Consider the following 24,915-nt stretch of genomic DNA (forward strand, 5'->3'; position numbering starts at 1 on the left):
TACAAAAGCCACAACATCCATTGTGCCTGGAATCGCAAGATCCCAGGCTTTTTGTTTACTAGGATTTGCTACCTGCAAATAACCTGAGTCCATAGATGAATCAAAAGACGCTATTTATGGCTAGACATTGTCTGACCCGATAAAATATTGTTATTTTTATAAATGAAAAAAATTATCTACTTCCTGATAGGTATAGCTGCATTTGCTGCCTGTAAACAAAAAGACGCTGGAAATGGACAGGAGAACAAGAATTTCTCCAAGCTTTGCGACCAATATTATGAAGAAGGTTTGAAGTTATTTCCCCTAAACGCTACTTACGCGGGCGATGACAGATATAATGATCTCCTGCCTAACGATGGCTCTGTCCAGTTTATTCAGGAAACTAAAGATTATTATACCAAATATCTCGATAGTTTGAAAGGGTATGATCCTGAAAAACTTAACGAAAATGACAGGCTTTCCTATGATGTTTTAAAAGACGAGTTACAGGTTAGTTTGAATGGCTTGAAATATCATTTCGAATATTTGCCATTTAACCAGATGGTTTCTTTACCGCTGACTTTTGGGCAACTTGGATCTGGTACCGGCGCCCAACCTTTTAAAACGGTTAAAGATTATGACAACTGGCTAAAACGCGTATCTGCATTTTCTGTATGGGCCGATACTGCCATTGGTAACTTTAAAAAGGGAATACAAGCAGGAATCATACTCCCAAGCGCACTGGTTGTTAAAATGTACCCACAGATGTACAGTATGGTGGTAACCGATCCGAAAAAAAGTCTTTTTTATGACCCTATTACCAACTTTCCAAAAGACTTTTCAGCGGAAGATAAAAAACGATTTACCGAATTATATAGTAAAGCTATCTTAAACGAAATCATCCCTTCTTATAAAAAAATGGGTGATTTTTTAAAGAACGATTATCTGCCAAAAGCGAGAACAAGCTCTGGTTTTTCTGCTTTGCCAGATGGTAAAGCCATGTATGTTTACCTGGTTGGACAACAAACTACCACCACTAAATCACCGGAAGAAATTTACCAGACCGGCTTGAAAGAAGTGGCGCGGATCAAAAATCAAATGGATAGCATCAAGAATAAAGTTGGTTTCAAGGGCGATCTACATGCGTTCTTTGCGTATATGCGGAATGATCCTAAATTCACACCTTATAAAACGCCTAAACAAGTATTGGATGCTTTTGAGGACATCCATAAGCGTATGGAACCAAACCTGAAAAAGATGTTTAACCATGTTCCTAAAACGCCTTTTGAAATCAGACAGACCGAAGCTTTTAGGGCAGCATCTGCTAGTGCCGAATACGTTCAGGGCTCTGCAGATGGGAAAAGACCAGGTATTTTTTACGTGCCTATTCTTGACGCTACTAAGTTTAACATTACTTCCGGAATGGAATCTTTGTTTCTGCATGAGGCTATTCCGGGGCATCACTATCAAATCTCTTTGACCCAGGAAAATACCAGTTTACCAAAATTCCGAAGATTTGGCCTACACAATGCCTATGTAGAAGGCTGGGCGCTATATTGTGAGTCTCTGGGTAAGGAACTAGGCTTGTATGCAGATCCTTATCAGCATATGGGTGCATTGGGTGATGAAATGCATCGTGCCATTCGTTTAGTGGTTGATGTGGCCATTCATACCAAGAATATGAGCAGGGAGCAGGCCATTAAATATATGATGGACAATGAAGCCATTAATGAGCAGGGGGCAACTGCAGAAATTGAGCGGTATATGGGGATGCCTGCACAGGCTTTAGGCTACAAGATTGGTGCAATGAAAATCCGTGAGTTGCGTACTAGATATGAAAAGGAGCTAGGTAGCAAATTTGACCTGGCTGAATTCCATAATCAGGTGCTTAAAGATGGTTCGTTGCCTTTAAGTGTATTTGAAAGTAAAATGGATGCCTGGGCTAAAGAATTGTAGTAAAAATATCTCTATTTTTAGCTTCAAAAATTAACTTATAATTCAAAGTATCCTTAAAAAATTTTACTGATGCCATTTTACGGCTGGAATAACTAAATTAGCGGCTATTATTACCGCAGAGACATAAAAGTAACAACCAAAACAAAATATATGAAAATATTAACGCTAATTTTCGCTTTAACTTTTGGGCTTACAGCATTCGGACAGGCTCAGAAAACAAAAATTTTATTAATTGGAACCGTTCATTTTGAAACCCCACATACAGATACATTTGAATTAAAAACGGACGATTTTTTAAGTGCTAAGCGACAAAGTGAATTAGAAGACTTAACTAATGCACTATCTCAAACAAAAGCGACCAAAGTAATGATTGAAAGATCAGTTGACAAGCAACGTTCCAGCGACAGTTTGTATAGTTCATATTTAACAGATCATTATAAACTTCCAGTTACGGAAAGAGAACAAATTGGCTTTAGGCTAGCTAAAAAATTAAAATTAAATCATGTAAATTGTGTTGACAAATTTTATGGAATGTCGCACGATAGCTTATTGGCTGCGACTGCAAAAGAAAATAATCAACTTTTTTTGCTGAAAGATTTAGGGACCGAGGCCAATTTAATGAAAAATGATTATGATAATCAATTGAAAAAAGGCACAATAACCGAAGTTTTAAAACACATAAATAAACCCGAGGAATTAAAGAAAAATTTATCACTTTATCTAAAGTTTATGGCAAAGGTTGGAGCTGGTAAAAATTTTGCTGGAGCAGAATATGTATCAGATTGGTATTTAAGAAATCTTGCTATTTATTCAAACATTGTAAATCAAGTTGAACCTTCGGACAAATATGTTGTTTTAATTTTTGGGCAAGGACACATTCCAATATTAAAACATCTTTTAGAAAACAATGATAACTTTGATGTTGTGGAACTTAAGAACGTATTGAAATAATATCATAAATATATTAAAAATGAAAATATTCGCATTTGCAGGAAGTAATTCTTCTACCTCTATTAACAAACAACTGGTAAAATTTGTATTGAAAAGTTTTGAAGGGAATGAAATTAATTTGATTGACCTTAACGATTATGCAATGCCTGTTTTTTCTGTAGATCTGGAAAAAAATGGATTCCCGGAAGCGGCACACTTATTTTTGAAAAATATCGAGGATTGTGATATGATCATATGTTCACTAGCAGAAAACAATCGCTCTTATAGTGTAGCATTCAAAAATACTTTCGACTGGGCTTCCCGGATTAATGTAAAAGTTTTCCAGAACAAACCGATGTTTCTGATGACTACTTCTCCAGGTGGGTTTGGCGGTGGAAATGTAATGGCTGAAGCGTCGAAGTTTTTTCCACAATTTGGAGCTGATATTAAAGAAGTCTTTTCATTGCCGAAGTTTTATGAGAATTTTGATGTCCATAATGGCGTTATAAATCAGGAATCATTGACTGAATTGAATGCAAAAATCGAAAACTTCAAAATCCAGCTAGCAAAGCCGTAATGATCTTCTTACTCAGCGAATCACTCAGGTATATTAAATTTACAAAAAAATATCTGGTTTATATGTTATCATAGTAATTTAGGGGTATATCTTTGGTCAAAATAGTTCGCACAATAATACAGAAATAGGTTCATTTGGTCCTTCTTTATGGGATTCAGTTTCCATGTGAGGTACATTGGCTCTATTGTTGAGGGAATTATTCCAACCGATTTGAAATCTCTTTAAAAAAATAACATACGCTCTACAAATATTTGGGTGGCAATTTGTTTTAATGACTTTGCTCGAGGAATTTTCTCAGGATTTCCAGGGTAGTGTTCCAGTAAAAGACCAGATGTTTATAGATGATCTCTGTGGGAAAGCTGCGCAGATGAATGGTTAAGCTTGTGCCTTTTTCAATGGAACTGAGCTGGAATTCAATGATCGTATAATTTTCACTTTCTTCGGGTAAGTTTGATAGCGAGCTTAAATGGCTATAGGCCAGGAGTTTCTCGGGGTTGAATTGAAGGACTTCGCCTTTGTTTTCGAATGGTGTCTGGGAGAGTATGCCACGGATGATCATAGGGCTTCCGATTGTCCAGTCTGTATGGATTTCTATAGGAGATTCTGACATCCATTGTTGCATGAGTTTTGGATCGGTCAGTGCTTTCCAGACTTCAGAAGGGTTGCTATTGATGATTATGTTTTTACTATATGGCTTATTGGTATTGGGCATAATATTGAAATCTCAAAATAATAAGAAAGCGGGAATGATCTCCGACCACTCCCGCTTCATCTAAATTAACGCTCTCACATATATAGACGCTATTTACGGCTAGATATTGTGTTACCCGATAAAATATTAGAAATTCGTTGTATCCATAAGCATATAACTTAATTGATCAATTATCCTTACACCCAGTAGAAGTGCTGTATGATGCCCTATTATGACCGATGCTCATTTTCTTTCATTTTTTAAATAGCCCACCAAATCTGTAATGCTATTTATATGCAGCTGTCTAGCTTGTGTTCTTCGCATCATTAGTGCATAGGTGTTGTTAAAGCCTATCGGAGAAAGCCATTTCAGGTTGTATCGGTCTTTGAAAGACTTTGAAACAAAATCAAACACTTTTTCCCTTGAAGTAATTAAGCTGTCAATAATTTTCTCTTTTGGTTTAAGTATCACTAATAAACCTGTGCCGGTATATTCGGGATACATATCAATCTGGTCGTTGATCAATGCTTCAAAAACAATGTTTGTTCCACCCAAGCCCGTTTTTGTAGCTACATTAAGATCTGTGTATCCTTTAATCAGCATCGCATACATGTTGCTTAAAATGTATTGTTCGGCGAAAATCTTTGATCCGATTCGTATCGTTCCTTTTTTACCATTGCGTGGTTCACGCCATAGCAGATTGGCCAGTAGGAAATCTTTGGCAATTTTTTCGGGATCCTGATGCAGATAGTCCGCTTTGTAATTAAGATCCGTCATCACCGAATCAGAAATACGGTTTGATAAAAGTTCAAGTACATTTTCGAGTTCGGGGTATTTTAAAAGCGTTTCATTTCTGATTACAGGTGCAGCATAATAGGGCGGAAAAACATTTTTGTCATCAATAAGTGTGGTTAAATCAAAGGCTTTTAATCGTCCGTCCGTACTATAGCCGCTAATCACATCAAGTTCCTTCTCATAGGTGGCTTTATACATTACAGCGTCACTTATGACCACGTTGCGAATGTTGAGCCCATATTTGTTTTTAAGGCCTGGGTATCCATCTGCTCTTCCAATAAATTCAGGAGTAAATCCAGCCTGTAACCCAGTATTGTAGCTATTGGGAATAGTATAAAATGAGGAAAGCAGGAGGGGGAGTAAAAAAAATGAGAAGTGGGCGACACGAAACTTTCTAAAATTAACCTTTTGAATTTTTCCCAATAAAAAATCAAAAGCTATCGCCAACAAGGCAGCCGGTATTGCCCCAGCTAAAATCATATTACTGTTATTCAATGCTATTCCACCAAAGATAAATTCGCCCAAACCTCCTGCCGCTATGTATGCAGCAAGTGTAGCTACACCCACATTAATAACTGTTGCGGTACGAATGCCGGCAAATATTACCGGCATAGCCAGCGGTAATTCTACTTTGAATAATACCTGCATATTGGTCATTCCTAATCCTTTTGCTGCTTCAGTTATCTCTTCACTCACACCATTTATCCCCGTAAACGTATTTCTTATGATGGGTAATAATGCATATAATAATAAAGCTATAATTGCTGATTTGGGCCCTATACCTAAGAGTGGTATCATAAATCCTAATAGTGCAATACTTGGAATTGTTTGTAATATACCGGCGAAACCTAAGACTGGTTTTGCAAATATTTTTTTTCGGGAAATAAATACACCAAGAGGCAGACCAATCAGAACGGAAATAAATAAGGATAAAAAAGTAAGACTGATATGCTGTAGCGTTTGCTCTAACAACTTATCTGAATGTGCAAGAATGAATTGTCCTAATGTTTGTGTATCCTCCATCAGAAATTATTTTTATATTGGACAAATGCATTCATTAATTCTTCTAGCGTAGCGCGCTTGTTTTGGTCATCATTTTTTAATTGAACATTAACCTGTGTATCATTTTTCTTGTTTAGGGTTAGCACTTCAATTACTTTCCAAAGACTGGTTTCGGGCGCAAAATCAAGTTTAATATTGGAGTTATTCGGCTCATTTGCGTTTACATATGACCATATATCATTTAAAAAAGTAGTAGTCACACTCAACTGAAAATGCGTTTGCTCAAAAAACTGTTGCACAAAGTCGTTAGCAGGTCGAAAAAGTAATTCCTTTGGCGTACCAACCTGCATGATTTTACCCTTATCAATTAAACAAATCCTGTCGGCTAATTCAAAAGCTTCCTGCACATCGTGAGTTACCATAAGAATGGTTTTTTTTTTAAATTCTTCCAGTTCACTAAACTCTTTTCTTATTGAAATGCGGGTAACAGGATCGAGTGCGCCAAAAGGTTCATCCATCAAAAGAACTGCGGGGTTAGCAATAATTGCACGGGCAAGATTTACGCGTTGGGCTTCACCACCACTTAATTCATTTGGATAGGAGGAAAGTCGCTCTTTGGGCAACCGAAATTTATGCAAAAGTGCAACGGTCTTTTCTTCAATCTTTTTTTTATCCCAATGCAATAATTTTGGAACAACAGCAATGTTTTCGGCTACTGTATAGTGTGGAAATAAACTATTTCTTTGTAAAACATATCCGATTTCCCTTCTCAGCTTTTCAACCGGGATGTCCAGTACATTTTTATGGTTCAGATGGATAGTTCCTGAGGATGGGCTAATGAGCCTATTGATCATTCTTAGCATCGTTGTTTTGCCTGATCCACTTGTGCCCAATAAAATAAAGTTTTCTCCTTCCTTTATTTCAAAAGAAATGTTATTGACGGCAATATTTTTTCCAAAACTCTTGCTGATGTTGGCGACCTTTATCATTAGGGTGTTACTTGCTAATTTTCATAAAAAGATTATTAACTGCTTCAGCATAGGTTGGGTGTGCAAAAATCTGGGATTTCAAGAGATCTACTGTAATTCCCCCAAGCATACACATCTGTAACAGGCTCATGATCTCGCCGCCTCCAAATCCTAGAATTGACACGCCAAGAATCTCCTTTGTATCCATATCCACAATTGCCTTCATAAAGCCTTTAGTTTCCCCCGCCTCAATCGCCCTCGCAACATAATTCATGGGCAATTTGAATACCTGGTAATTGAGTCCAGCTCTTTTTGCTTCATTTTCATTTAGGCCCACACGAGCAAATTCGGGGTCAATAAAGACACAATAGGGTATTTGTCTTTTATCAATCGTCATGTTGCCATTTTCCAACAGATTGGTTGCCACTATCACAAAATCATTATAAGAAACATGTGTGAATGCAGGCCCTGGCTTTACGTCACCCAAAGCATAAATATGCGCTATATTTGTTTCTAACTTCGAATTGGTTTTGATGTACCCTTTTTCATCAATTTGGACACCAGTCTTTTCAAGATTCAGCTCGTCGGTATTTGGCATTCGGCCAGTGGCAATTAGTAATTGAGAAGCAATTATTGTTTCTTCCTTTGCGCTGGTGGACACCGTAATAGAAATAGCTTGGTCAGCTAAAAGCGCAACTGATTTTACGGTTGTGCCTGTGAGTATCTCAATTCCTTCCTGGCGTAATATTTTCGAAATCTCTTCGGAGATATCATCATCTTCTTTTTGTAGAATACGATCAGAACGTTCTAATATGGTAACCTTACTCCCGAAACGAGCAAACATCTGGCCGAATTCCAGAGCGATATAGCTTCCTCCAATGATGACAAGATGTTCTGGCACTTTATCCAACTTCATAATTGATGTAGAAGTGAGAAATGGAATTGTGGATAGGCCCGGCGTATCTGGTATGCTCGGTCTTGCGCCTGTGTTAATAAAAATATATGTTGCGGTAATAGTTTGAGTACCTCCCGAAGAAAGCTCAATGGTTAGTGTTTTATTTTCGGAAAATGTAGCTTTCCCATAGATCAATTGAATATTCTGGGAATTTGCAAATCCTTTTTCAATGCTTTTCCGAGCATTTTTAATTATTGTATCTTTTCTTTCAACTACTGCGGCCAGATTAACAATAATATTATTTGTGTTTATGCCATATTCATTTGATCTCCGAGCCTGAAAAGCCATTTTTGCTGAAGAGACCATGGCTTTAGTAGGGGTACAGCCGTTGTTGATACACGTTCCGCCAACGAATTCTTTTTCAATAATCGCCACTTGCCAACCCTCAGCAGCAAGTCTTTGTGCAAGTGGCTTTCCGGCCTGCCCGGTGCCAATTATTATAGCATCAAATTTCTGAATCATTCTAGTGATTTTTAGTAAAAGCTTCTCTTAATCAATATAACTCTTTTTTGTGTAGATTGGTAGGATCGAGACTAACAGTATTTTATGAGGCTATATTTTTTAGCGCGTTTTTTTTTACAAATCCGAGCGACATCAATGCCCCTAAAAAGCAGAGGATTGCGGAAAATAGCATGACATGCACATAGGAATCGATAAAACCTTCGTGATACTGCTTTTGAATCAAAGCAGCCATTTCGAAAGACAGATTTTTGGGCGCAGTTGCATTACCTAAGTTAACCGATTGCGCCATCACTTCTTGTTTGCTTCTTTCATCTAAATTCAAGGTTGTTAAATTGTCTTTTAGGTGTCTCGTAAAAAGTAAAACGGCCAATGCCCCAAAAATGGCATTGGCGAAAACACTGGATATGCGAGAAATGGCATTATTCACGCCTGAAGCTGTGCCAGAATAACGATCGCTTACCGAGCCCATTATTGTAGCTGTGAGTGGCGCAACAGTAATAGACATGCCAAAACCGAATACCAGGATGCCAGGAAAAAAACTGATCCAATAATCCTTTGGGCCTTGTGTTTGATGTACAAACGACAAAAGCGATAACCCTATCCCGGCAATCGTTGGACCGATGATCAAAAAAAATCTCGGCCCGTATTTATCAGAAAGGGTACCGGCATAACGGGCCAGCATAATCATTAAAATAGTAAATGGCAAGAAAGCGAGTCCGGATTGCAATTGGCTATAACCCTGTACCTGCACAAGATTCAATCCAATAAACAACATTGCCCCTCCAAGGCCAGCATAGAGGAAAAATGTGAGCAGATTAGTCCCGGTAAAGGTCATATTCTTAAAAAGCCAAAGCGGCATCATGGGATACATGCTTTTTTTTTCGATGAAAAAAAACGCGAACAAAAGCAACAGACCGGTGGATAAGGATGTCCAGATTTCCCAATTATAAAAGCCAATGGCGGGTGCTCGCAAGAAACCAAATGTCAATAATGCTAAGCCCATGGCCAAGGAAAGCGCACCGGCTATATCTAGCGATCTGTTGCTTGTTTCGTCCTTTATTTCTTTAACGTATCGGTTTAAAAAAAAGAGTGCAAATAATCCAATCGGTATATTGATAAAAAAGATATAACGCCACAAGCCTGCATCGCCCAAAGCTCCTCCCAGAATAGGTCCGCCAAGTGTGACCATAGTGGTTACAGAGGACCAGGTGCCTATGGCCTTGCCTCTTTCTTTTTCGTTGATGGAAGAAGAAATGAGCGAAAGACTGCCGGGTATCATCAATGCACCACCAATTCCTTGTACAATTCTGAAAATGATTAGCTGCATCACGTTCGTAACAAGTCCGCAGAGCCCAGACCCGATAATAAAAATAAGTATCCCCCACATAAACACTTTCTTACGCCCCAGCTTGTCGCCTAACGAGCCTCCTATCAATATCAACGAAGCAAGTACCAACATGTAAGCGTTCAAAATCCAAAAAACGGACGCACCGGTAGCATGAAGGCTTTTTTGTAAAGAGGGTAATACTACATTGAGGGCTGTGCCATCGATAAAGGTCATGGCTGATGCCATGATGGTGGTTATCATTACGCATTTTCCTTCCCAACTATTTAAGGCAACGGTAGTCATAGATGTGAATTTTTGTCAGACTATTGAGCGAACCCATTAGATAACAGTGAAATCATACCTTTGGTTTTGAATAGGGGGATCACGCTGTTGGTTTACACTTTAATAGAACAAAATGGAAAGACGGATCTAGAAATCATACAAGAAGACAACAGACCAAATGCTGTACATGCAGAAGTACAAGGAGAAGGCAATTCTATTTTAAAAATGTTGAAGGAAATAGCAGAGACAAATTGAGAAAAACAACGAACGGCTAATAAGGTATTGAAAAAAGCGGGGCTGAATGGCTTCGATTGGAGATTTGTGTGGATTATGATCCGGAATTCATGCGAAAATTGTAAACCTTTAGAATGCAAAAAGCCTGAGATCTTACGATTTCAGGCTTTTTATATGGTTTTGATGACCATTGTGCGGAGAGTGGGGGATTCGAACCCGCGGACCCTTTGACAAGTCAACAGTTTTCAAGACTGCCGCAATCGACCACTCTGCCAACTCTCCGCGACAAAAGTACGAATACCCCTTGATTTTGCAAACTAAGGCAATATTATTTTAACGATAATTTGTTAATGGCTTAAAAATGAGTCAGAAAATTTTTCTATTCTTCCGAATTATGGGTGTTTTGAGCCGGTTTTTTGAACATATTGAAGTTAGGCTTAATGATTTTTACACTGCGTTTCGACAGATCTACGCTTGCATTCAGCTCAAAGCCGATCAAAAGTATCAAGGAATTTAAATAAAGCCAGATCATCAGGACAATCAATACACTGATGGAACCATAAACTTTATTGTAAGAACTGAAGTTGTTGATGTAAAAAGAAAAGCCCAGAATAGTTAAAAAGGCCAGGATCGTTGCCAACCAGGAACCTGCACTAAAAAAGCGCCATTTCTTTGCATGCGCAGGGCCGTACCTATACAAAATTGAGATGGTTACAAAATACAATACGCCCAATAAAGACCACCTTGTCAATTGAATGAGGTAAGCAATGAAGTTGCCCTTTAAGTCCAATTGGGTATCGATATAATTTAAGGCATACTCGCCAATAAACATTGCCGTAATGCAGATGATCACAGACAAGGCAATAATCACCGTCAATACAATCGCAATAAGTCTTTGCTTTACCCAGCTACGGGTTTCAATGATAAGAGATGATTTATTAAAAGCCATCATTAGGCTATGCACCCCATTTGTGGCAAAAAATAGGGACAGGAGGAAACCAAAGGATAACAATCCTCCGTTTTGCTTGTTCACGATCTCATTTAAGGTCGTCCCAAAGGCTTTATAAGCGTCGCCCGGTAAGATGAGCTGGATAAACTCCATAAGTTGCTCCTGGAAGCCGATACGTTTCGGTATAAAAGGAATTAGCGTAAATAAGAAGATGATGGCCGGAAAAAGGGCCAGCATGAAATTATAAGCCAGTGATGAAGCTTTATTGATTAAGGAATCTTTACCAATCTCTTTGAAAAAGAAAGTTGCAACAGTATAAAGGGGAAGTGGACTGAATCCTGGGAGCACACAAACCTTGGTCCAGTCTATGAATAAAGCGTAATATTTGATTTTTAACAGCTGCTTATGAACCCACTCCATCCACCAAATTTAGTTAAAAAATACCTTTAACTTCTCCATAAAATTTTCTGGAGGGGAGCAAGGTTTATTCCTGGCCATATCCACAAAAACAAGCGTAGTTGTGCCAATGTTAATCAGCTCTTCGGCCTGGTTAAACAATTCATACTTGAAATGAATCCGAACACCGGGCAGATCTTGAATAGTCGTTTTAATCGTTATTTCCTGATCATAAAGGGCAGGTTTGATGTATTTGCAGTTCAGTTCCAACACGGGCATCATCACCCCGCTGCTTTCCATTGAAGCATAATCCATACCTAGGCTTCTTAGCATTTCTACCCTTGCCACCTCGTAATATTCAGCATAATTACCATAGTAAACATATCCCATCTGGTCTGTTTCACCATACCGCACCCTAATCTTCGTACTATGTGTATACATCTATTTGAAAATGTTTCTTTTGTTTAAAGCTTCTCTGTATTTCTTTGCGTTTAGCTCATGCTCTTGCACAGTTACAGCAAAATTGTGGTAACCTGAAAAATCTTCTTTGGCGCACATGTAGATGTAATTGTTTTTCTCCCTGTTTAATACAGCATCAATAGCATTGATACTAGGCATCATGATAGGACCCGGAGGCAAACCTGCATATTTATAAGTGTTGTATTTTGACTGTACCTGTAACAAGGAGTTGGTAACGCGTTTTACCGTGAAATCATTGTTGGCATAAATCACAGTAGGATCGGCCTGAAGCAAGATTCCTTTATTCAATCGGTTTAAGTATAAACCTGCGATGATTGGCATTTCTTTGTCGTATAAGGCTTCAGCATCCACAATAGAGGCCAATATCGAAACTTGTATAGGCGTAAGGTTTAGCGCGGCAGCTTTTTGCTTACGTTCGGCATTCCAAAACTTCTCATATTCGGTATGCATCCTGTCGAAAAACTCCAATGCGGTCACATTCCAATACATCTCGTAAGTGTTAGGAATAAACATCACATAGCTGTTGTCTTGATTAAATCCGTATTTCTCTATCAGCGCAGCTGAATCCAATACACTCATAAAAGTTAAGGAATCAGGTTCTAAGTTATTGGCTAAGTAGCCGGCAAAGTTTTCCTTTTTTCTAAGGTTTTGAAACTTAAGTTTTACCGGATCCTGGTTTCCTGATTTCAGCATGTTAATGATGCTGCGGTTGTTCATCCCTTTGGTTAATTTATAACGTCCAGGTTTTAAAGAACGAGCCAGATCCATTTTGGCGGCTGCCTGACTAAAAGTACCAATCTCTGTTAAAATATCCTTGCGGCGAAGCTCTTCGAACAAGTTATCCAGGTTACTGCCAGTTCTTACATATAGGTATTTCTCTTTTCCAGTTGTATTTGGAGCGAAGAAAACTTTATAAAATTTTATTCCAAAATAGCCGCCCACTGCTAAAACAACTAATAAACTAAGCAATATTATTTTAGTGCCAGTTTTCATGCTTTTCTTTTCGTTAGTCATATGCTAAAAATAAATATTATTTGTTGGAAAGGGTGATGTTTATTGGGGTACCAGCTTTAACCTTAATTAATGAGTCGGTAGCAAAAGGATCTTGTTTAACCACCACAGCAGTAGCGGAATCAGTAATTGTACCCTCATAGGTAATAATCCCTAAGTTTAGTTTAGCACCACTTCTAATTGCAAATATCGCTTCATCCTTTGTTAAACCGAGTAATACAGGGATTTCTCTTTCCTCCTCTCCTTGACCATTGCCAAGTACTAAATCAATACGTGAACCTTTTGGTAAGTTTTCTCCAGCTTTAATGACACGACCTTTGAAAGACGCTTGAAGTACATCTGTGCTCATATCAGGTTTAAAAGTAGTATCACCCAATTTAAAACCAAAACTCTCCAACATGGCTTGTGCTTCTCTTAATGATTTGAATTCTATATCCGGGAATTTTGCATCCGGAGCAAGCGCTGTATTTATAGTGAGGTAAATGGTACGGTTATCCTTTACAAAGGTGCCTGAACTTGGGTCCTGATCTACCACAATACCCGGAGGGGAATCCATGATGTAAACAGAATCCACTTCGTAACGTAGCCCTAGTTCTTCCAGTTTACTAACTGCTTGCTCAAAAGCGAGTCCTTTTAAAGTCGGTACACTTAGTCCCTGGCCATGTTTGGTGTAATATCTTAAGCTAAAGAAAGCAGCCATTAAGAGCACAACTACGGTAAGCACAGCGGCAATAAGGTTGTTTCTAAAAGAGGTAGTCTTTAAATAAGATATGAATTTGGCCATATTGATATTGTTTCATTTAAGGTATAGGGGCCAAATTTAGACTAAAAAAATATTTTATTGGAATTAAAATAACATCTGGACCAACTAATTTATATTTGTGGTTGTACAAGATCATGTATAGATATTAAATAAATGAAGAAAATAATAGCGTTGCTAACCGGGGGAACTACCGGAGAATGGGTGATTTCTGTTAAGAGTGCAGCTACCATCGCCCAAAATCTGGATGCAGATAAGTATGAGGTGTATAAAATTATGCTTACTCAACAAGGATGGTTTTATGAGCCGGCTGATTCTATGAAAATTGAAGTGGATCGGAACGACTTCTCTTTGACCATAAAAGGGAAAAAGATAACCTTTGATGGTGTTTTTATAGCCATACATGGTGCACCAGGTGAAGATGGTAAATTGCAAGGGTATTTTGATATGATTGGTTTGCCCTATACTACTTGCGATGCGCTGACTTCGGCCGTAACTATGAATAAGGGCTATACGAAGGCGATAGTGAATGGAATTGATCAGTTGCATATTGCTAAATCTGCACAGATTTTTAAAGGTGGCGACTATAGTCTTGAACAATTGAAAAAAGACCTTAAGGCTCCTTATTTTGTGAAACCTAATAATGGCGGTAGCAGTATCGGCATGACAAAGGTTAATCATCCTAATGATTTACAGGCTGCACTTGATAAAGCTTTTAAAGAGGATAGTCAGGTCTTAATCGAAGAGTTTATCTCTGGACGTGAGTTTACTATTGGTGTGGTAAAGCTGGATGGAAAGATTACGGCTTTGCCAGCTACTGAAGTAGAAACTGCTAAAGAGTTTTTTGATTTTGAGGCTAAATATACGCCGGGTGTGGCCACAGAAACTACGCCAGCGCTAATCAGAGATGAAACACGTGTGCGTGTAGAGCAGATTGCCAAAAGAGTATATGAAAAGCTGAACTGTAGGGGGGTGGTGCGTATTGATTTTATCCTAACTGAAGATGAAGGTGATTTTTACTTTATCGAGATCAATACGATACCGGGACAAACTGCAACTAGTTTTATACCGCAACAGGTTGCTGCTGCTGGAATGAAATTGAATGATTTTTATACCAAATTGATCAAAGAAACGATTGGTTAATATGTTTACATAAAAAAGCCTGGCGCAATTATTTGCGCCAGGCTTTTTTATGTGTTTTCTGATTTCGATTAGAACCTGAAACCTATACTTAAACCAGCTCTAAGGTTTGCCCAAGGACCATCAAAGTCAACTTTTGCACCTTCACTGTTCACTTCAGATTTAACTTTAACCAATGGAAGGTCTTCAAGATCTTTAAGCTGCTCTCTTAATTCTTGCTGTTCTTCAGTTGACATGTTCTTTTTACCTGAAATGCTTCCAGATGAAGTACCATAACTAGCACCGATAATCCACCAATCCAAATAAACCAATTTGCTTAATTTCCATTGTGCGCCCAAAAGCAAACCTCCAGTGAATGTTTTGATATCTCCACTAAGTGGGATTACACCTTTTTGAGTAACATCAGTGCCACTCACATTAACAGTTACATCGTAGTTATATGGACCTTCTACCGTATACTTTGCATATCTGGCAAATGGTGCTAAATAGAAGCCTCTGAAAACACCTTGTCCCATATAGAATCTAACCTCAGGAGTAATCGCAAAGTTTCCTGTTTTAAAATCTTTGATACTGTTCCAGGTATCTTCATCGTCGATTAATTTTTCGAATTGCGATTTAAATGGAACACCTGATTTTGGTGCAAATCTTACGCCTAAGGCCACAGATATTTTCTTGCTTACCGCGCGCTCATATTGGAGCGAATAGTTTTTCAGCGCCATGGCTGCAAAATTCCATTTTACAAGGTTCTTGCCTTCAACTTCGCTTTCTTGCGTAGCTTTGTTTTTTTCTTGTGCATTTACTGTTCCGAGAGAACATAAAATTAACACAAGAGATGGTAATAGTAGGTTTTTAGTAAAGCTTGTTTGCATAATTATTGGTTTTAGTTTAAATTTTTATCGGCGAAGTTACGTTATGTTCGTGATTTTAAAAATACCCATTCCTAGGTATTTTTAAATGCTATAGTTACCTTCGAAGAGCTCAAATATTATACGATCTTATGATTATAAAGTACCTGTTAAGCAATAATTATCAGGCAGTTCATTATAAAAAAGGAGCTGTCATTTACCAACCGGGGGCAGAACCTAGAGCCGTTTACTTCATTAAAAGCGGTGAAGTGCGGATGGTGACCGTGAATGACGATGGCAAAGAATTTATACAAGGCATCTTTAAAGCGAACCAATATTTTGGGGAACCTGCTTTGCTTTTAAATAAACCGTACCTGGCTTTTACCATTGTAACCAGGGATGCTGAAATTATAGCTGTAAATAAGAATGAGTTCTTTAAATTGATAGAAGAAGACCGTTCTTTTAGCATGGAATTGATCAAAACTTTAAGCAATAGGTTATTTTACAAATCTATGATGCTTGAGGAACTGGCCAATGAACAGGCTGAGCATCGCGTAAAAACTTTAGTTGCTTATTTGCTCAAAAATCTGGAAAAAGGGGCTTCATTGGACATTACAAGGCAACAATTGGCCGATATGAGTGGCTTAAGAGTGGAGACTGTAATCCGTATAGTAAAGAAATTGGCCGACGAAAAGGTGTTGAAGTTGCAGAAGGGAAAGATCATTAAAATGGAAACATGATCTATATCATAAATTGAAAATAGGGGCTTGCGTATCTTTGTACTAACATAATATGATAGATATGAAACCGATCTCAAAATTACAGGCAGTTGTAGAATGTAAATGTCCAAGATGTCGCGAAGGTGCTATCTTTCCGGGCAAGATGTATTCTTTTAAAGGGCAAGGAATAAACGAGAATTGTCCGGTTTGCAACCTACGCTTTGAACGTGAACCCGGATATTTTTATGTAGCCATGTTTATTAGCTACGCGATGAATTGTGCTGAAATGATTACCATAAGTGTGGCCACTTATATATTAGGTGTTGCATTGATTTATGAAAACCTATGGGTTTATGCAGGTATTATCGCGGCAGGCGTGATTTTGTTTGCACCATTCAATTATAGATATTCACGCGTTTTCCTTTTACATTGGTTAACTCCAGGTTTAGGCTATGTGCCCAAACCTGAAGGAATAAAGTCTTAAACTTTAACCGTTTTCCATTTCCCTTTTTTAAACAGAATGAAAGCCGCAACAGCAATGGCTGTTTCGGCTACGGGGATGGCGATAAATACGCCGACAGGACCTAAGTCGAAATGTTTTGCCAATAGATAGGCCAATGGGATTTGGAACATCCAGAATCCGAAAAAGTTAATCCATGTAGGTGTCCAGGTATCACCTGCACCATTAAAGGTGCTCATCAACACCATTGCTATACCGTAGCAAATATACCCCACACTCATGATTCGCAAGGCTTTTATAGCCATTTCCTGAATCAAGACATCATTGGTAAAGAAAGCAATAAAAAACTGACCACCAATAAAAGTGAATATCATCACAGATAACATATAGATAACGATATATTTTGCTGTTTTCATGACCGATTGCTCTGCTCTGTCGATCTGTTTGGCACCTAAGTTTTGTCCTACCAATGTAGCTGCTGCATTACTCATACCCCATGCAGGTAGCATAAAGAACATCATTAACCTTAATGCCGTTTGATAACCTGCTGATCCGTGATCTCCACCGGTGGTGGCTACCAATTGTGCTAAGAATATCCAGCTGCAGGAAGCGATTACAAATTGGAAAATACCGGGAGTTGCTATTTTTAGTAAGGCCGTAATTTGTTCCCAATGTGGTTTTAAGTAAGCCAATTTGATCTTTAAAACACCTCGGCCATTAAATAAATGATACAATTGATAGCATACGCCAATGCCGCGACCTACGGAAGTAGCTATCGCCGCACCGGTTAAGCCAAATGCAGGTATGGGGCCAAATCCATTAATCAGAACAGGGCATAGGATGATGTTGGCAATATTGGCTATCCATAAGCTTTTCATGGCTATGGCCGCATTTCCTGCTCCCCTGAATATCCCGTTGATGAGGAAAAGTAAGACAATGATTACACTTCCACCCATCATAATACGCATGAAAGGAGTACCTTGAATTGCGGTTTCTGCTGACGCGCCCATCAATAGTAAAATGTCTGTAGCGAAAATTAGTCCGACTACACTGATGATGATGTTGAACACCACAGCGATAAAGATGGCTTGCATACCTGCCTTGCCAGCGGCTTCAGGGTTCTTTTCGCCAACTCTACGGGCGACTACAGCTGTTGCGGCCATACTCATACCGATGGCTAGTGAGTAAATAATAGTAAGTACTGATTCGGTTAAACCTACGGTTTGTATGGCGTGACTGCTATTGTGTAAATGACCAACGAAATAGAGATCGACCAATGCGAAAACTGATTCCATTGCCATTTCCAGCATCATAGGAATGGCTAGTAGGAGTACGGCCCTGCGCATACTGCCTTGCGTAAAGTCGAGATCTTCGCCTTTAAGCGCTTGTTTTAAAAGGGTGAAAATTTGAGATAGCTTGCCCATGGAAGCTGTTTGTTGTTGTGGCATAAAAAAAAAGAAAAAATAAAGTATAAACCAGTACACAGCATGAGATGCTGTAATTAGATGTTTTCGGGAAGGGTGGAGTCCTTGGTTTTTAGAACCTCAAACGGACTGCAACTACTCTCATCGTAATGCGGTTATGTGATAAGGCAAAGATATAATTATATCTTCAAAATAAAAATGTGGAGTATTATATACTGTAGGCCTGGATCATTTCTTCGGTTACCTTGCAGCCTCTTCCTGTTGTGGTATCAATCATTACATAATCAAACCAACCATCAGAAGCCACTTTTCCGCTGCGTTTATTTACAATCTCAAATTGTACACGGCAGCCTTTTTCATTAATGGTCAGGATTCCGGTGCGGATCAGGATGACATCACCCAAAACAAGTGGACGTTTGAAATCAACAAGCGCCGTACGAACTACCCAGCCGAAACCACTTTTTAGAAAGGATTCCATTGGCATTTTATAAAATTCGGCCATTTGATCATAGCGGGCAGCAAGTACGTAGTCGAAGTATTTGCTGTTGTGCACATGGTTAAACATGTCTATATCATCCGGACGTACTTTTAGTTCACTCTCGAATATGCTATATTGATTTTTTTCCATGAGACATTTTTATGATGGCGCAAAAATATGATTTAGAATTTACTTATGTTTGATAGGAGTACTTATAATTAAAACAAGATGACATTTCGATCTCTTCTGAGATATACTTGGTAATCTTTAAAACATACAGTATCTTTGCAGCAATTAATTAATTTATAAACAACTTTAGTATCATTCAAGAATGTATTTAAGTAAAGAAGTAAAAGCCGATATTTTCAAAAAACACGGCGAAGTAGAAACAAACACGGGTTCTGCAGAAGGTCAAGTAGCGTTATTTACATACCGTATTGCGCACTTAACAGAGCACTTAAAGAAAAATCGTAAAGATTTTTCTACTCAGTTATCACTACAAAAATTAGTAGGTAAACGCCGCGGTATTTTGGCTTACCTATTTAAAAAAGATATTAATCGTTACCGTGCTATCATTAAGACTTTAGGTCTAAGGGATATTATCAAACCTTTAGGGGTTAGAGACGGTAAATAATCGTATTTTTATCAAGAAAAGCCATTCTTTAGGGAATGGCTTTTTTAATTGAAAAGTAAAAAAACTATATATAAACAAGGTGTGTCGAAAGAGGAAAATGCACCATAACTATTATTAAATGAATGTAATAAAAAAATCGTTCGATCTGGGCGATGGAAGAACAATTGAAATCGAAACAGGTAAATTAGCTAAACAGGCTGATGGTTCTGTAGTTGTTAGAATGGGTGATACCATGTTGTTGGCTACTGTAGTATCTACAGTTGGTGCAAAAGCTGGTGTTGATTTTTTACCTTTATCGGTAGATTACCAAGAAAAATACGCTGCTGCTGGACGTATTCCAGGTGGATTTTTACGTCGTGAGGCTAGATTATCAGACTATGAAGTTTTAATTTCTCGTTTGGTTGACCGTGCTTTGCGTCCGATGTTCCCTGAGGATTATCACTCAGATACGCAAGTAATGATCTCATTGATCTCTTCTGACAAAAATATAATGCCTGATTGTTTAGCGGGTTTAGCGGCTTCTGCTGCTATCGCGGTTTCAGATATTCCTTTTAACGGACCTATCTCTGAAGTACGTGTTGCTAAAATTGATGGTAAATTGGTCATCAACCCTTACGTAAGCGATTTAGAGCGTGCTACAATGGAATTCCTTGTTGCAGGTACTGACAAAGACATCGTAATGGTTGAAGGTGAATGTGATGAGATCTCTGAAACTGAAATGGTTGAAGCGATTGAATTTGCACACAAAGCTATCGTTATTCAGGTTCAAGCTCAAAAAGAACTTGCTGAATTAGTAGGTAAAACAGTAAAACGTCCTTATTCTCATGAAAACAGTAACCCTGAGTTAAGAGCGGAAATATTTGCTGCTACTTACGATAAAGTATATGCTGTTGCAAAAAGCAATACAAGCAAAGGAGAGCGTGGTGAGGCATTTGCTAACATCCTTGCTGAATTTGTCCTGACTTTAGGCGAAGGAATTGACGAAGTAACTAGCTTCTTAACTAAAAAATATTTCCATGATGTGCAATACGATGCCATCCGTAACCTGGTATTAGACGAAGGAATTCGTTTAGACGGTCGTGATGTGCGTACAGTACGTCCTATCTGGAGTGAAGTTGGTTATTTACCTGCTGCTCACGGATCGGCTGTATTTACACGTGGTGAAACTCAATCATTAACTACTGTTACTTTAGGTTCTAAAGATGATGAGCAAATGATTGATGGTGCATTCATCAATGGATACAACAAATTCTTATTGCACTATAATTTCCCTGGTTTCTCTACTGGCGAGGTTCGTCCGAACAGAGGAGCTGGTCGTCGTGAAATTGGTCATGGTAACTTAGCAATGCGTTCATTGAAGAAAGTATTGCCAGGATTGGAAGAAAATCCATATACCATCCGTATCGTTTCTGATATTTTAGAATCTAACGGTTCTTCATCTATGGCAACTGTTTGTGCTGGTACGCTAGCATTAATGGACGCTGGTATTAAAATCAAAGCTCCGGTATCGGGTATCGCAATGGGTTTAATTACTGATGAGAAAACTGGTAAATATGCAATCCTTTCTGATATCTTAGGTGATGAAGATCACTTAGGTGATATGGACTTTAAAGTTACTGGTACTGAAAAAGGTATTGTAGCTTGTCAGATGGACTTAAAAATCAATGGTTTGAAATGGGAAGTGTTAACTAACGCTTTAAACCAGGCTAAAGAAGCTCGTTTACACATCTTAAATGAGATGAAGAAAACGATTTCTGCACCTCGCGAAGATTACAAGGATCATGCTCCGCGTATCGTTTCTTTAAGTATTGATAAAGAATTTATTGGTGCTGTAATTGGCCCAGGCGGTAAAATTATTCAGGAAATGCAACGTGAAACTGGCGCTTCAATCTCTATTGAAGAGGTTGGTAACAAAGGTATCGTTGAAATCTTTGCTGATAATAAAGCTGCAATTGATGCTGCTGTTGCGCGTATCAATGCAATCGCTGCTAAACCAGAAATAGGTGCTACTTATGATGGTAAAGTAAAATCAATCATGCCTTTCGGTGCGTTTGTTGAAATCATGCCAGGTAAAGACGGTTTATTGCACATCTCTGAGATTGCATGGGAGCGTTTAGAAACTATGGATGGTGTACTTAAAGAAGGTGATAAAATCCAGGTTAAACTTTTGGATGTTGATAAACAAGGAAAAATGAAGCTTTCAAGAAAAGCACTATTGCCTCGTCCACCAAGACCAGAAGCTGCACCAGCAGAAAAACCTGCTTAATTAGCACGATTTATAATATAGCATACTTAAAACCCCGCAATTCGCGGGGTTTTTTATTTACATGGGTTATTTATTTATATTTACAGCATAATCAACGCCAAGCGAAATATGAAACATCTAATAGCCCCTTCCGTACTTTCAGCTGACTTTGCAAACTTGCAACGCGACATAGAAATGATCAATTCAAGTGAGGCTGATTGGTTTCATGTAGATGTGATGGACGGGGTGTTCGTTCCAAATATTTCTTTTGGTTTTCCGGTACTGGCTGCACTAAACAAGTACGCTAAGAAGCCACTGGATGTACATTTGATGATCGTTAATCCTGATCAGTATATTGAGCGCTTTGCTGCTGCAGGAGCGGAGTTGATTACAGTTCATTACGAAGCCTGCACACATTTACACCGAACAATTCAGGCTATTCAGGCAACAGGTTGTAAGGCTAGTGTAGCTTTAAATCCGCATACTCCGGTAGCGGTGTTGAAAGATATACTGGCTGATCTGGATATGGTGTTGATCATGTCGGTGAATCCCGGTTTTGGTGGACAACAATTTATCCCTAATTCTCTTCGTAAAATTGCAGAGTTAAGAGCTATGGCCGCAGAGGTAAATCCTGCATTGTTGATAGAGGTTGACGGCGGAATAGGTGTTCATAATACGGGTGCTTTACTACGCGCCGGTGCCAACGTCTTGGTAGCTGGAAATGCAATCTTTGCAGCGCCATCGCCAGCAGAAATGATTGCCGAATTGAAAGAAGTTGATGGCCGCATATTAGAAAGTTAATGCTCAGAACCTGTCTGTTGCTATTTGCTGTTTTACTTGGAGTTACGCAGCTAAGTGCACAGCCACTGATCAAGATATCAGGTCTGGTGGCCGACGAAGCCAAACATCCTTTACAGCAAGTAACAGTTACCATATTGGGACAAAGTCAGTCTACCGTAACTGATGTGCATGGTGTCTATCATATCTATTCAAGAAGCAAAGTCTTCACTTTAAAATATTCGCTTTTGGGTTACAACCCTGTTTTGGTTAATGTTAGTCAAGACAAGGCTGGCCGAATTGTGCAAGATGTTACCTTGGGCATTAATCCGAATGAGCTGGAGCAGGTAACCATTACCAATAAACAAAACCAGTTGAGTAATAGCATCACCATAAACATTAATGATGTTACCTCCTTGCCTTCGGTATCTGGAAATTTTGAGACCATTCTAAAAACTTTACCGGGCGTAGCTCCTAATAATGAACTGAGCGCCCAATATAGTGTTCGTGGGGGGAATTTTGATGAGAATCTGATCTATGTAAACGATATAGAAATCAACAGACCGGTGCTGGTTAGAAATGCCCAGCAGGAAGGATTGAGCTTTATAAATAATGATTTACTGAGCTCCGCCAAGTTCTCGGCCGGTGGTTTTGAAGCGCGATATGGTGATAAACTTTCGTCGGTATTGGATGTAAAGTACGATAGGCCCGACAGCAGTACGGCGATTTTAAATGCAGGCTTGCTTGGTCTGTCTTTTAGTTCAAAAATTGTCGCCGAAAAGAGTTACCTGTTGGCAGGAATAAGATACAAGAACAACACTGGAATATTAAGTAAACAAGACAGTAAGGGCGTTTATACGCCTAATTTTACCGATGTTCAGGTCATTTATAACCATGACTTATCTAAAAAACTTAGCTTAAATTTATTGGGTAATTTTAACAGTGGAACGTTTAACCTGATCCCCGAAAGTCGTGAGACAGAGTTCGGTACTTTTAATGCAACTATGCGTTTAAATGTGGATTATACGGGGGAAGAAAAGGATAGTTATCAAACGGCTGGTGGGGCGGTAACTTTAAAGTTTATTCCGAAGCCAAATTATGTGATGAAATGGATAAATAGCTATTTCAGAACAGATGAAAAAGAGCATATTGATTTGGACGCCACTTATAGTTTTTACAAGGGTATTATTCCTGGAAATCAAACTTCACATTGGGGAACTGGGGGTTACTCTAATTTTGCCATGAATGCACTCCGTTCCCAGAATTTTAGTTCGGAGTTAAAGGCCGATCAGACTTTTAAAAGCCATACATTTTCCTGGGGAATAAGGTTTGAACAAAAGGATTACAATGATAACTTAAAGGAGTATAGTTGGATCGAATCACCTACAGCTAACCTCAATCAACTGCCTAATTTTTACCAGGATAACAACATCGATGCAGCAAATAAGGTAACCATCAGCTATTATACTGCATATGCGCAGGATAGTTACCGTTTATCGGGCAAGACCGATTTGCAATTGGGCATAAGAGGAAGTTATAACGATTTAAGTACGGAGATTTTGCTGAGTCCGCGCTTGTTATTGGCTTACAGGCCTGCTAGTAACAACAAGATATTTCGTTTTACTGCAGGTGTATACCAGCAAGCTCCCGATTACAGGAGCATAAGAGATTTTAGTGGAATACTTAATTTAAGTCAGAAATCACAGCGGGCTTATAATACTTCGGCTGGGCTGGATTATGCATTTGATGGATTGGGTACCCGTTTAAAGTTTAGCTCGGAGCTTTACTTTAAGTACCTGGATAGATTGATTCCATACATGATTGATAATGTACGCATAAAGTACCTTGCGAGTGAGGAGGCCAAAGGTTATACTTATGGTGCTGATTTCGGTATAGGAGGGGAGTTTGTTAAGGATTTATTGTCTTATTTCAGACTTTCGCTGATGAAGTCCAATCAGGACATTAAGGGGGATGCTTATGGGTATATGAAACGTCCTACAGATCAGCGATTAAATTTCTCTGCCTACTTTCAGGATCGCTTATTGAACAGTCCGACTTACAAGGTGCATTTGAGTTTACTTTATGGATCTAAACTGCCGATAGGATCGCCTCTTATTCAACGATATTCGGATGATTTTCATATCCCGGCTTATAAGCGGGTAGATATTGGTTTCTCGAAAGATTTTTTAGATGATTTTGCCGTAAAAAAATCGAGTCTTTTGGAGAAATATTTTAGTTCGTTTACCGCATATGTTGAAGTATTTAATTTGTTGAATATCAACAATACAGTTTCTTATTTATGGTTGAGAGATATGGATAACGTACAATATGCTGTCCCTAACTACCTAACGAGCAGGAGGCTTAACCTGAAATTGGTGGTTAAGTTTAAAAAATCGAAATAATAAACGGCTTAAAAATGTTACATTTACAGCAATAAAA

At 38.6% G+C, this 24,915-nt stretch carries 23 protein-coding genes and 1 tRNA gene; 11 read left to right on the forward strand and 13 right to left on the reverse strand.

All coding sequences use genetic code 11. The annotated features are described in order from the left end of the window. Positions 1-162: 162 nt before the first annotated feature. The 3 genes from BLS35_RS17815 to BLS35_RS17825 all read left to right on the forward strand — a co-directional run bounded on the left by BLS35_RS17815 (position 163) and on the right by BLS35_RS17825 (position 3,442). A complete protein-coding gene (locus BLS35_RS17815) occupies positions 163-1,935 on the forward strand; it encodes a DUF885 domain-containing protein (RefSeq protein WP_090783573.1) in 1,773 nt (590 codons plus the stop codon). 150 nt (positions 1,936-2,085) lie between these two features. Further along, entirely contained in the window at positions 2,086-2,886 is an 801-nt protein-coding gene (locus BLS35_RS17820; protein ID WP_090783575.1) for a DUF5694 domain-containing protein, read from the forward strand. A 19-nt stretch (positions 2,887-2,905) separates the two neighbouring features. Next, positions 2,906-3,442, forward strand: a complete 537-nt coding sequence (locus BLS35_RS17825) for an NADPH-dependent FMN reductase (RefSeq protein WP_090783577.1) — start codon at positions 2,906-2,908, stop codon at positions 3,440-3,442. 268 nt (positions 3,443-3,710) lie between these two features. On the opposite strand, the gene BLS35_RS17830 is transcribed toward BLS35_RS17825, so the two are convergent. From BLS35_RS17830 to BLS35_RS17850, 5 genes are all read right to left on the reverse strand, one after another. Then, the gene (locus BLS35_RS17830) at positions 3,711-4,154 is read right to left on the reverse strand and encodes an SRPBCC family protein (RefSeq protein ID WP_090783580.1); all 444 of its coding nucleotides are present in this window, start codon (positions 4,152-4,154) and stop codon (positions 3,711-3,713) included. Positions 4,155-4,376: 222 nt separating this feature from the next. Further along, a complete protein-coding gene (locus tag BLS35_RS17835) occupies positions 4,377-5,951 on the reverse strand; it encodes an ABC transporter permease/substrate-binding protein (protein ID WP_090783582.1) in 1,575 nt (524 codons plus the stop codon). Continuing rightward, positions 5,951-6,919: an ATP-binding cassette domain-containing protein gene (locus tag BLS35_RS17840; protein WP_090783584.1), complete on the reverse strand. Its 969-nt coding sequence runs from the start codon at positions 6,917-6,919 to the stop codon at positions 5,951-5,953. Before BLS35_RS17840 ends, BLS35_RS17835 begins: the two co-directional genes overlap by 1 nt. Before the next feature lie 7 nt (positions 6,920-6,926). After that, the gene (gene lpdA, locus BLS35_RS17845; RefSeq protein ID WP_254778956.1) at positions 6,927-8,315 is read right to left on the reverse strand and encodes a dihydrolipoyl dehydrogenase; all 1,389 of its coding nucleotides are present in this window, start codon (positions 8,313-8,315) and stop codon (positions 6,927-6,929) included. An 82-nt stretch (positions 8,316-8,397) separates the two neighbouring features. Further along, entirely contained in the window at positions 8,398-9,945 is a 1,548-nt protein-coding gene (locus BLS35_RS17850) for an MFS transporter (RefSeq protein WP_090783586.1), read from the reverse strand. Between the two features lie 66 nt (positions 9,946-10,011). On the opposite strand from BLS35_RS17850, the gene BLS35_RS27875 reads away from it, so the two are divergent. Further along, a complete protein-coding gene (locus BLS35_RS27875) occupies positions 10,012-10,179 on the forward strand; it encodes a hypothetical protein (RefSeq protein WP_165973375.1) in 168 nt (55 codons plus the stop codon). Between the two features lie 174 nt (positions 10,180-10,353). Here the strand turns inward: BLS35_RS27875 and BLS35_RS17855 are convergent. The 5 genes from BLS35_RS17855 to BLS35_RS17875 form a co-directional block, all read right to left on the reverse strand. Continuing rightward, positions 10,354-10,440: transfer RNA gene (locus BLS35_RS17855), tRNA-Ser, on the reverse strand. Between the two features lie 97 nt (positions 10,441-10,537). Next, positions 10,538-11,527 carry a YihY/virulence factor BrkB family protein gene (locus BLS35_RS17860; RefSeq protein WP_090783588.1) on the reverse strand — a complete coding sequence of 330 codons (990 nt, stop codon included), beginning with the start codon at positions 11,525-11,527 and terminating at the stop codon, positions 10,538-10,540. A gap of 9 nt (positions 11,528-11,536) precedes the next feature. Then, on the reverse strand, positions 11,537-11,944 hold the full coding sequence (locus tag BLS35_RS17865; RefSeq protein ID WP_090783590.1) for an acyl-CoA thioesterase: 408 nt from the start codon (positions 11,942-11,944) through the stop codon (positions 11,537-11,539). Beyond that, positions 11,945-12,997 (reverse strand): endolytic transglycosylase MltG, encoded by a 1,053-nt coding sequence (gene mltG / locus BLS35_RS17870; RefSeq protein ID WP_090783592.1) that lies wholly within the window; start codon positions 12,995-12,997, stop codon positions 11,945-11,947. Positions 12,998-13,013: 16 nt separating this feature from the next. Continuing rightward, positions 13,014-13,778, reverse strand: a complete 765-nt coding sequence (locus BLS35_RS17875) for a PASTA domain-containing protein (protein WP_090783594.1) — start codon at positions 13,776-13,778, stop codon at positions 13,014-13,016. 132 nt (positions 13,779-13,910) lie between these two features. On the opposite strand from BLS35_RS17875, the gene BLS35_RS17880 reads away from it, so the two are divergent. Continuing rightward, positions 13,911-14,897 carry a D-alanine--D-alanine ligase gene (locus BLS35_RS17880; protein WP_090783596.1) on the forward strand — a complete coding sequence of 329 codons (987 nt, stop codon included), beginning with the start codon at positions 13,911-13,913 and terminating at the stop codon, positions 14,895-14,897. A gap of 68 nt (positions 14,898-14,965) precedes the next feature. Here BLS35_RS17880 and BLS35_RS17885 read toward each other — a convergent pair whose 3' ends face one another. Continuing rightward, positions 14,966-15,763, reverse strand: coding sequence for a DUF3575 domain-containing protein (locus tag BLS35_RS17885; protein ID WP_090783598.1), 798 nt, complete (start codon positions 15,761-15,763; stop codon positions 14,966-14,968). A gap of 128 nt (positions 15,764-15,891) precedes the next feature. On the opposite strand from BLS35_RS17885, the gene BLS35_RS17890 reads away from it, so the two are divergent. Continuing rightward, complete coding sequence (locus BLS35_RS17890; RefSeq protein WP_090783600.1) at positions 15,892-16,479, forward strand: Crp/Fnr family transcriptional regulator; 588 nt, start codon at positions 15,892-15,894, stop codon at positions 16,477-16,479. Positions 16,480-16,540: 61 nt separating this feature from the next. Further along, positions 16,541-16,942: a DUF983 domain-containing protein gene (locus BLS35_RS17895; protein WP_090783602.1), complete on the forward strand. Its 402-nt coding sequence runs from the start codon at positions 16,541-16,543 to the stop codon at positions 16,940-16,942. Here the strand turns inward: BLS35_RS17895 and BLS35_RS17900 are convergent. After that, positions 16,939-18,366 carry an MATE family efflux transporter gene (locus BLS35_RS17900; protein ID WP_090783604.1) on the reverse strand — a complete coding sequence of 476 codons (1,428 nt, stop codon included), beginning with the start codon at positions 18,364-18,366 and terminating at the stop codon, positions 16,939-16,941. The two genes, BLS35_RS17895 and BLS35_RS17900, sit on opposite strands and share 4 nt — an antisense overlap. A 184-nt stretch (positions 18,367-18,550) precedes the next feature. Beyond that, positions 18,551-18,970 carry an acyl-CoA thioesterase gene (locus BLS35_RS17905; RefSeq protein WP_090783606.1) on the reverse strand — a complete coding sequence of 140 codons (420 nt, stop codon included), beginning with the start codon at positions 18,968-18,970 and terminating at the stop codon, positions 18,551-18,553. A gap of 181 nt (positions 18,971-19,151) precedes the next feature. Here BLS35_RS17905 and rpsO point away from each other — a divergent pair, with 181 nt between their 5' ends. The 4 genes from rpsO to BLS35_RS17925 all read left to right on the forward strand — a co-directional run bounded on the left by rpsO (position 19,152) and on the right by BLS35_RS17925 (position 24,878). Then, positions 19,152-19,454 carry a 30S ribosomal protein S15 gene (rpsO, locus tag BLS35_RS17910; RefSeq protein ID WP_090783608.1) on the forward strand — a complete coding sequence of 101 codons (303 nt, stop codon included), beginning with the start codon at positions 19,152-19,154 and terminating at the stop codon, positions 19,452-19,454. Positions 19,455-19,572: 118 nt separating this feature from the next. Beyond that, on the forward strand, positions 19,573-21,720 hold the full coding sequence (pnp, locus tag BLS35_RS17915) for a polyribonucleotide nucleotidyltransferase (protein ID WP_090783610.1): 2,148 nt from the start codon (positions 19,573-19,575) through the stop codon (positions 21,718-21,720). 108 nt (positions 21,721-21,828) lie between these two features. Further along, positions 21,829-22,500 (forward strand): ribulose-phosphate 3-epimerase, encoded by a 672-nt coding sequence (gene rpe / locus BLS35_RS17920; protein ID WP_090783612.1) that lies wholly within the window; start codon positions 21,829-21,831, stop codon positions 22,498-22,500. After that, complete coding sequence (locus BLS35_RS17925) at positions 22,500-24,878, forward strand: TonB-dependent receptor (protein WP_090783614.1); 2,379 nt, start codon at positions 22,500-22,502, stop codon at positions 24,876-24,878. The genes rpe and BLS35_RS17925 overlap by 1 nt, the downstream gene beginning before the upstream one ends. Positions 24,879-24,915 lie beyond the last annotated feature (37 nt).

The sequence above is a fragment of the Pedobacter sp. ok626 genome, assembly GCF_900100435.1.
GTDB lineage: Bacteria > Bacteroidota > Bacteroidia > Sphingobacteriales > Sphingobacteriaceae > Pedobacter.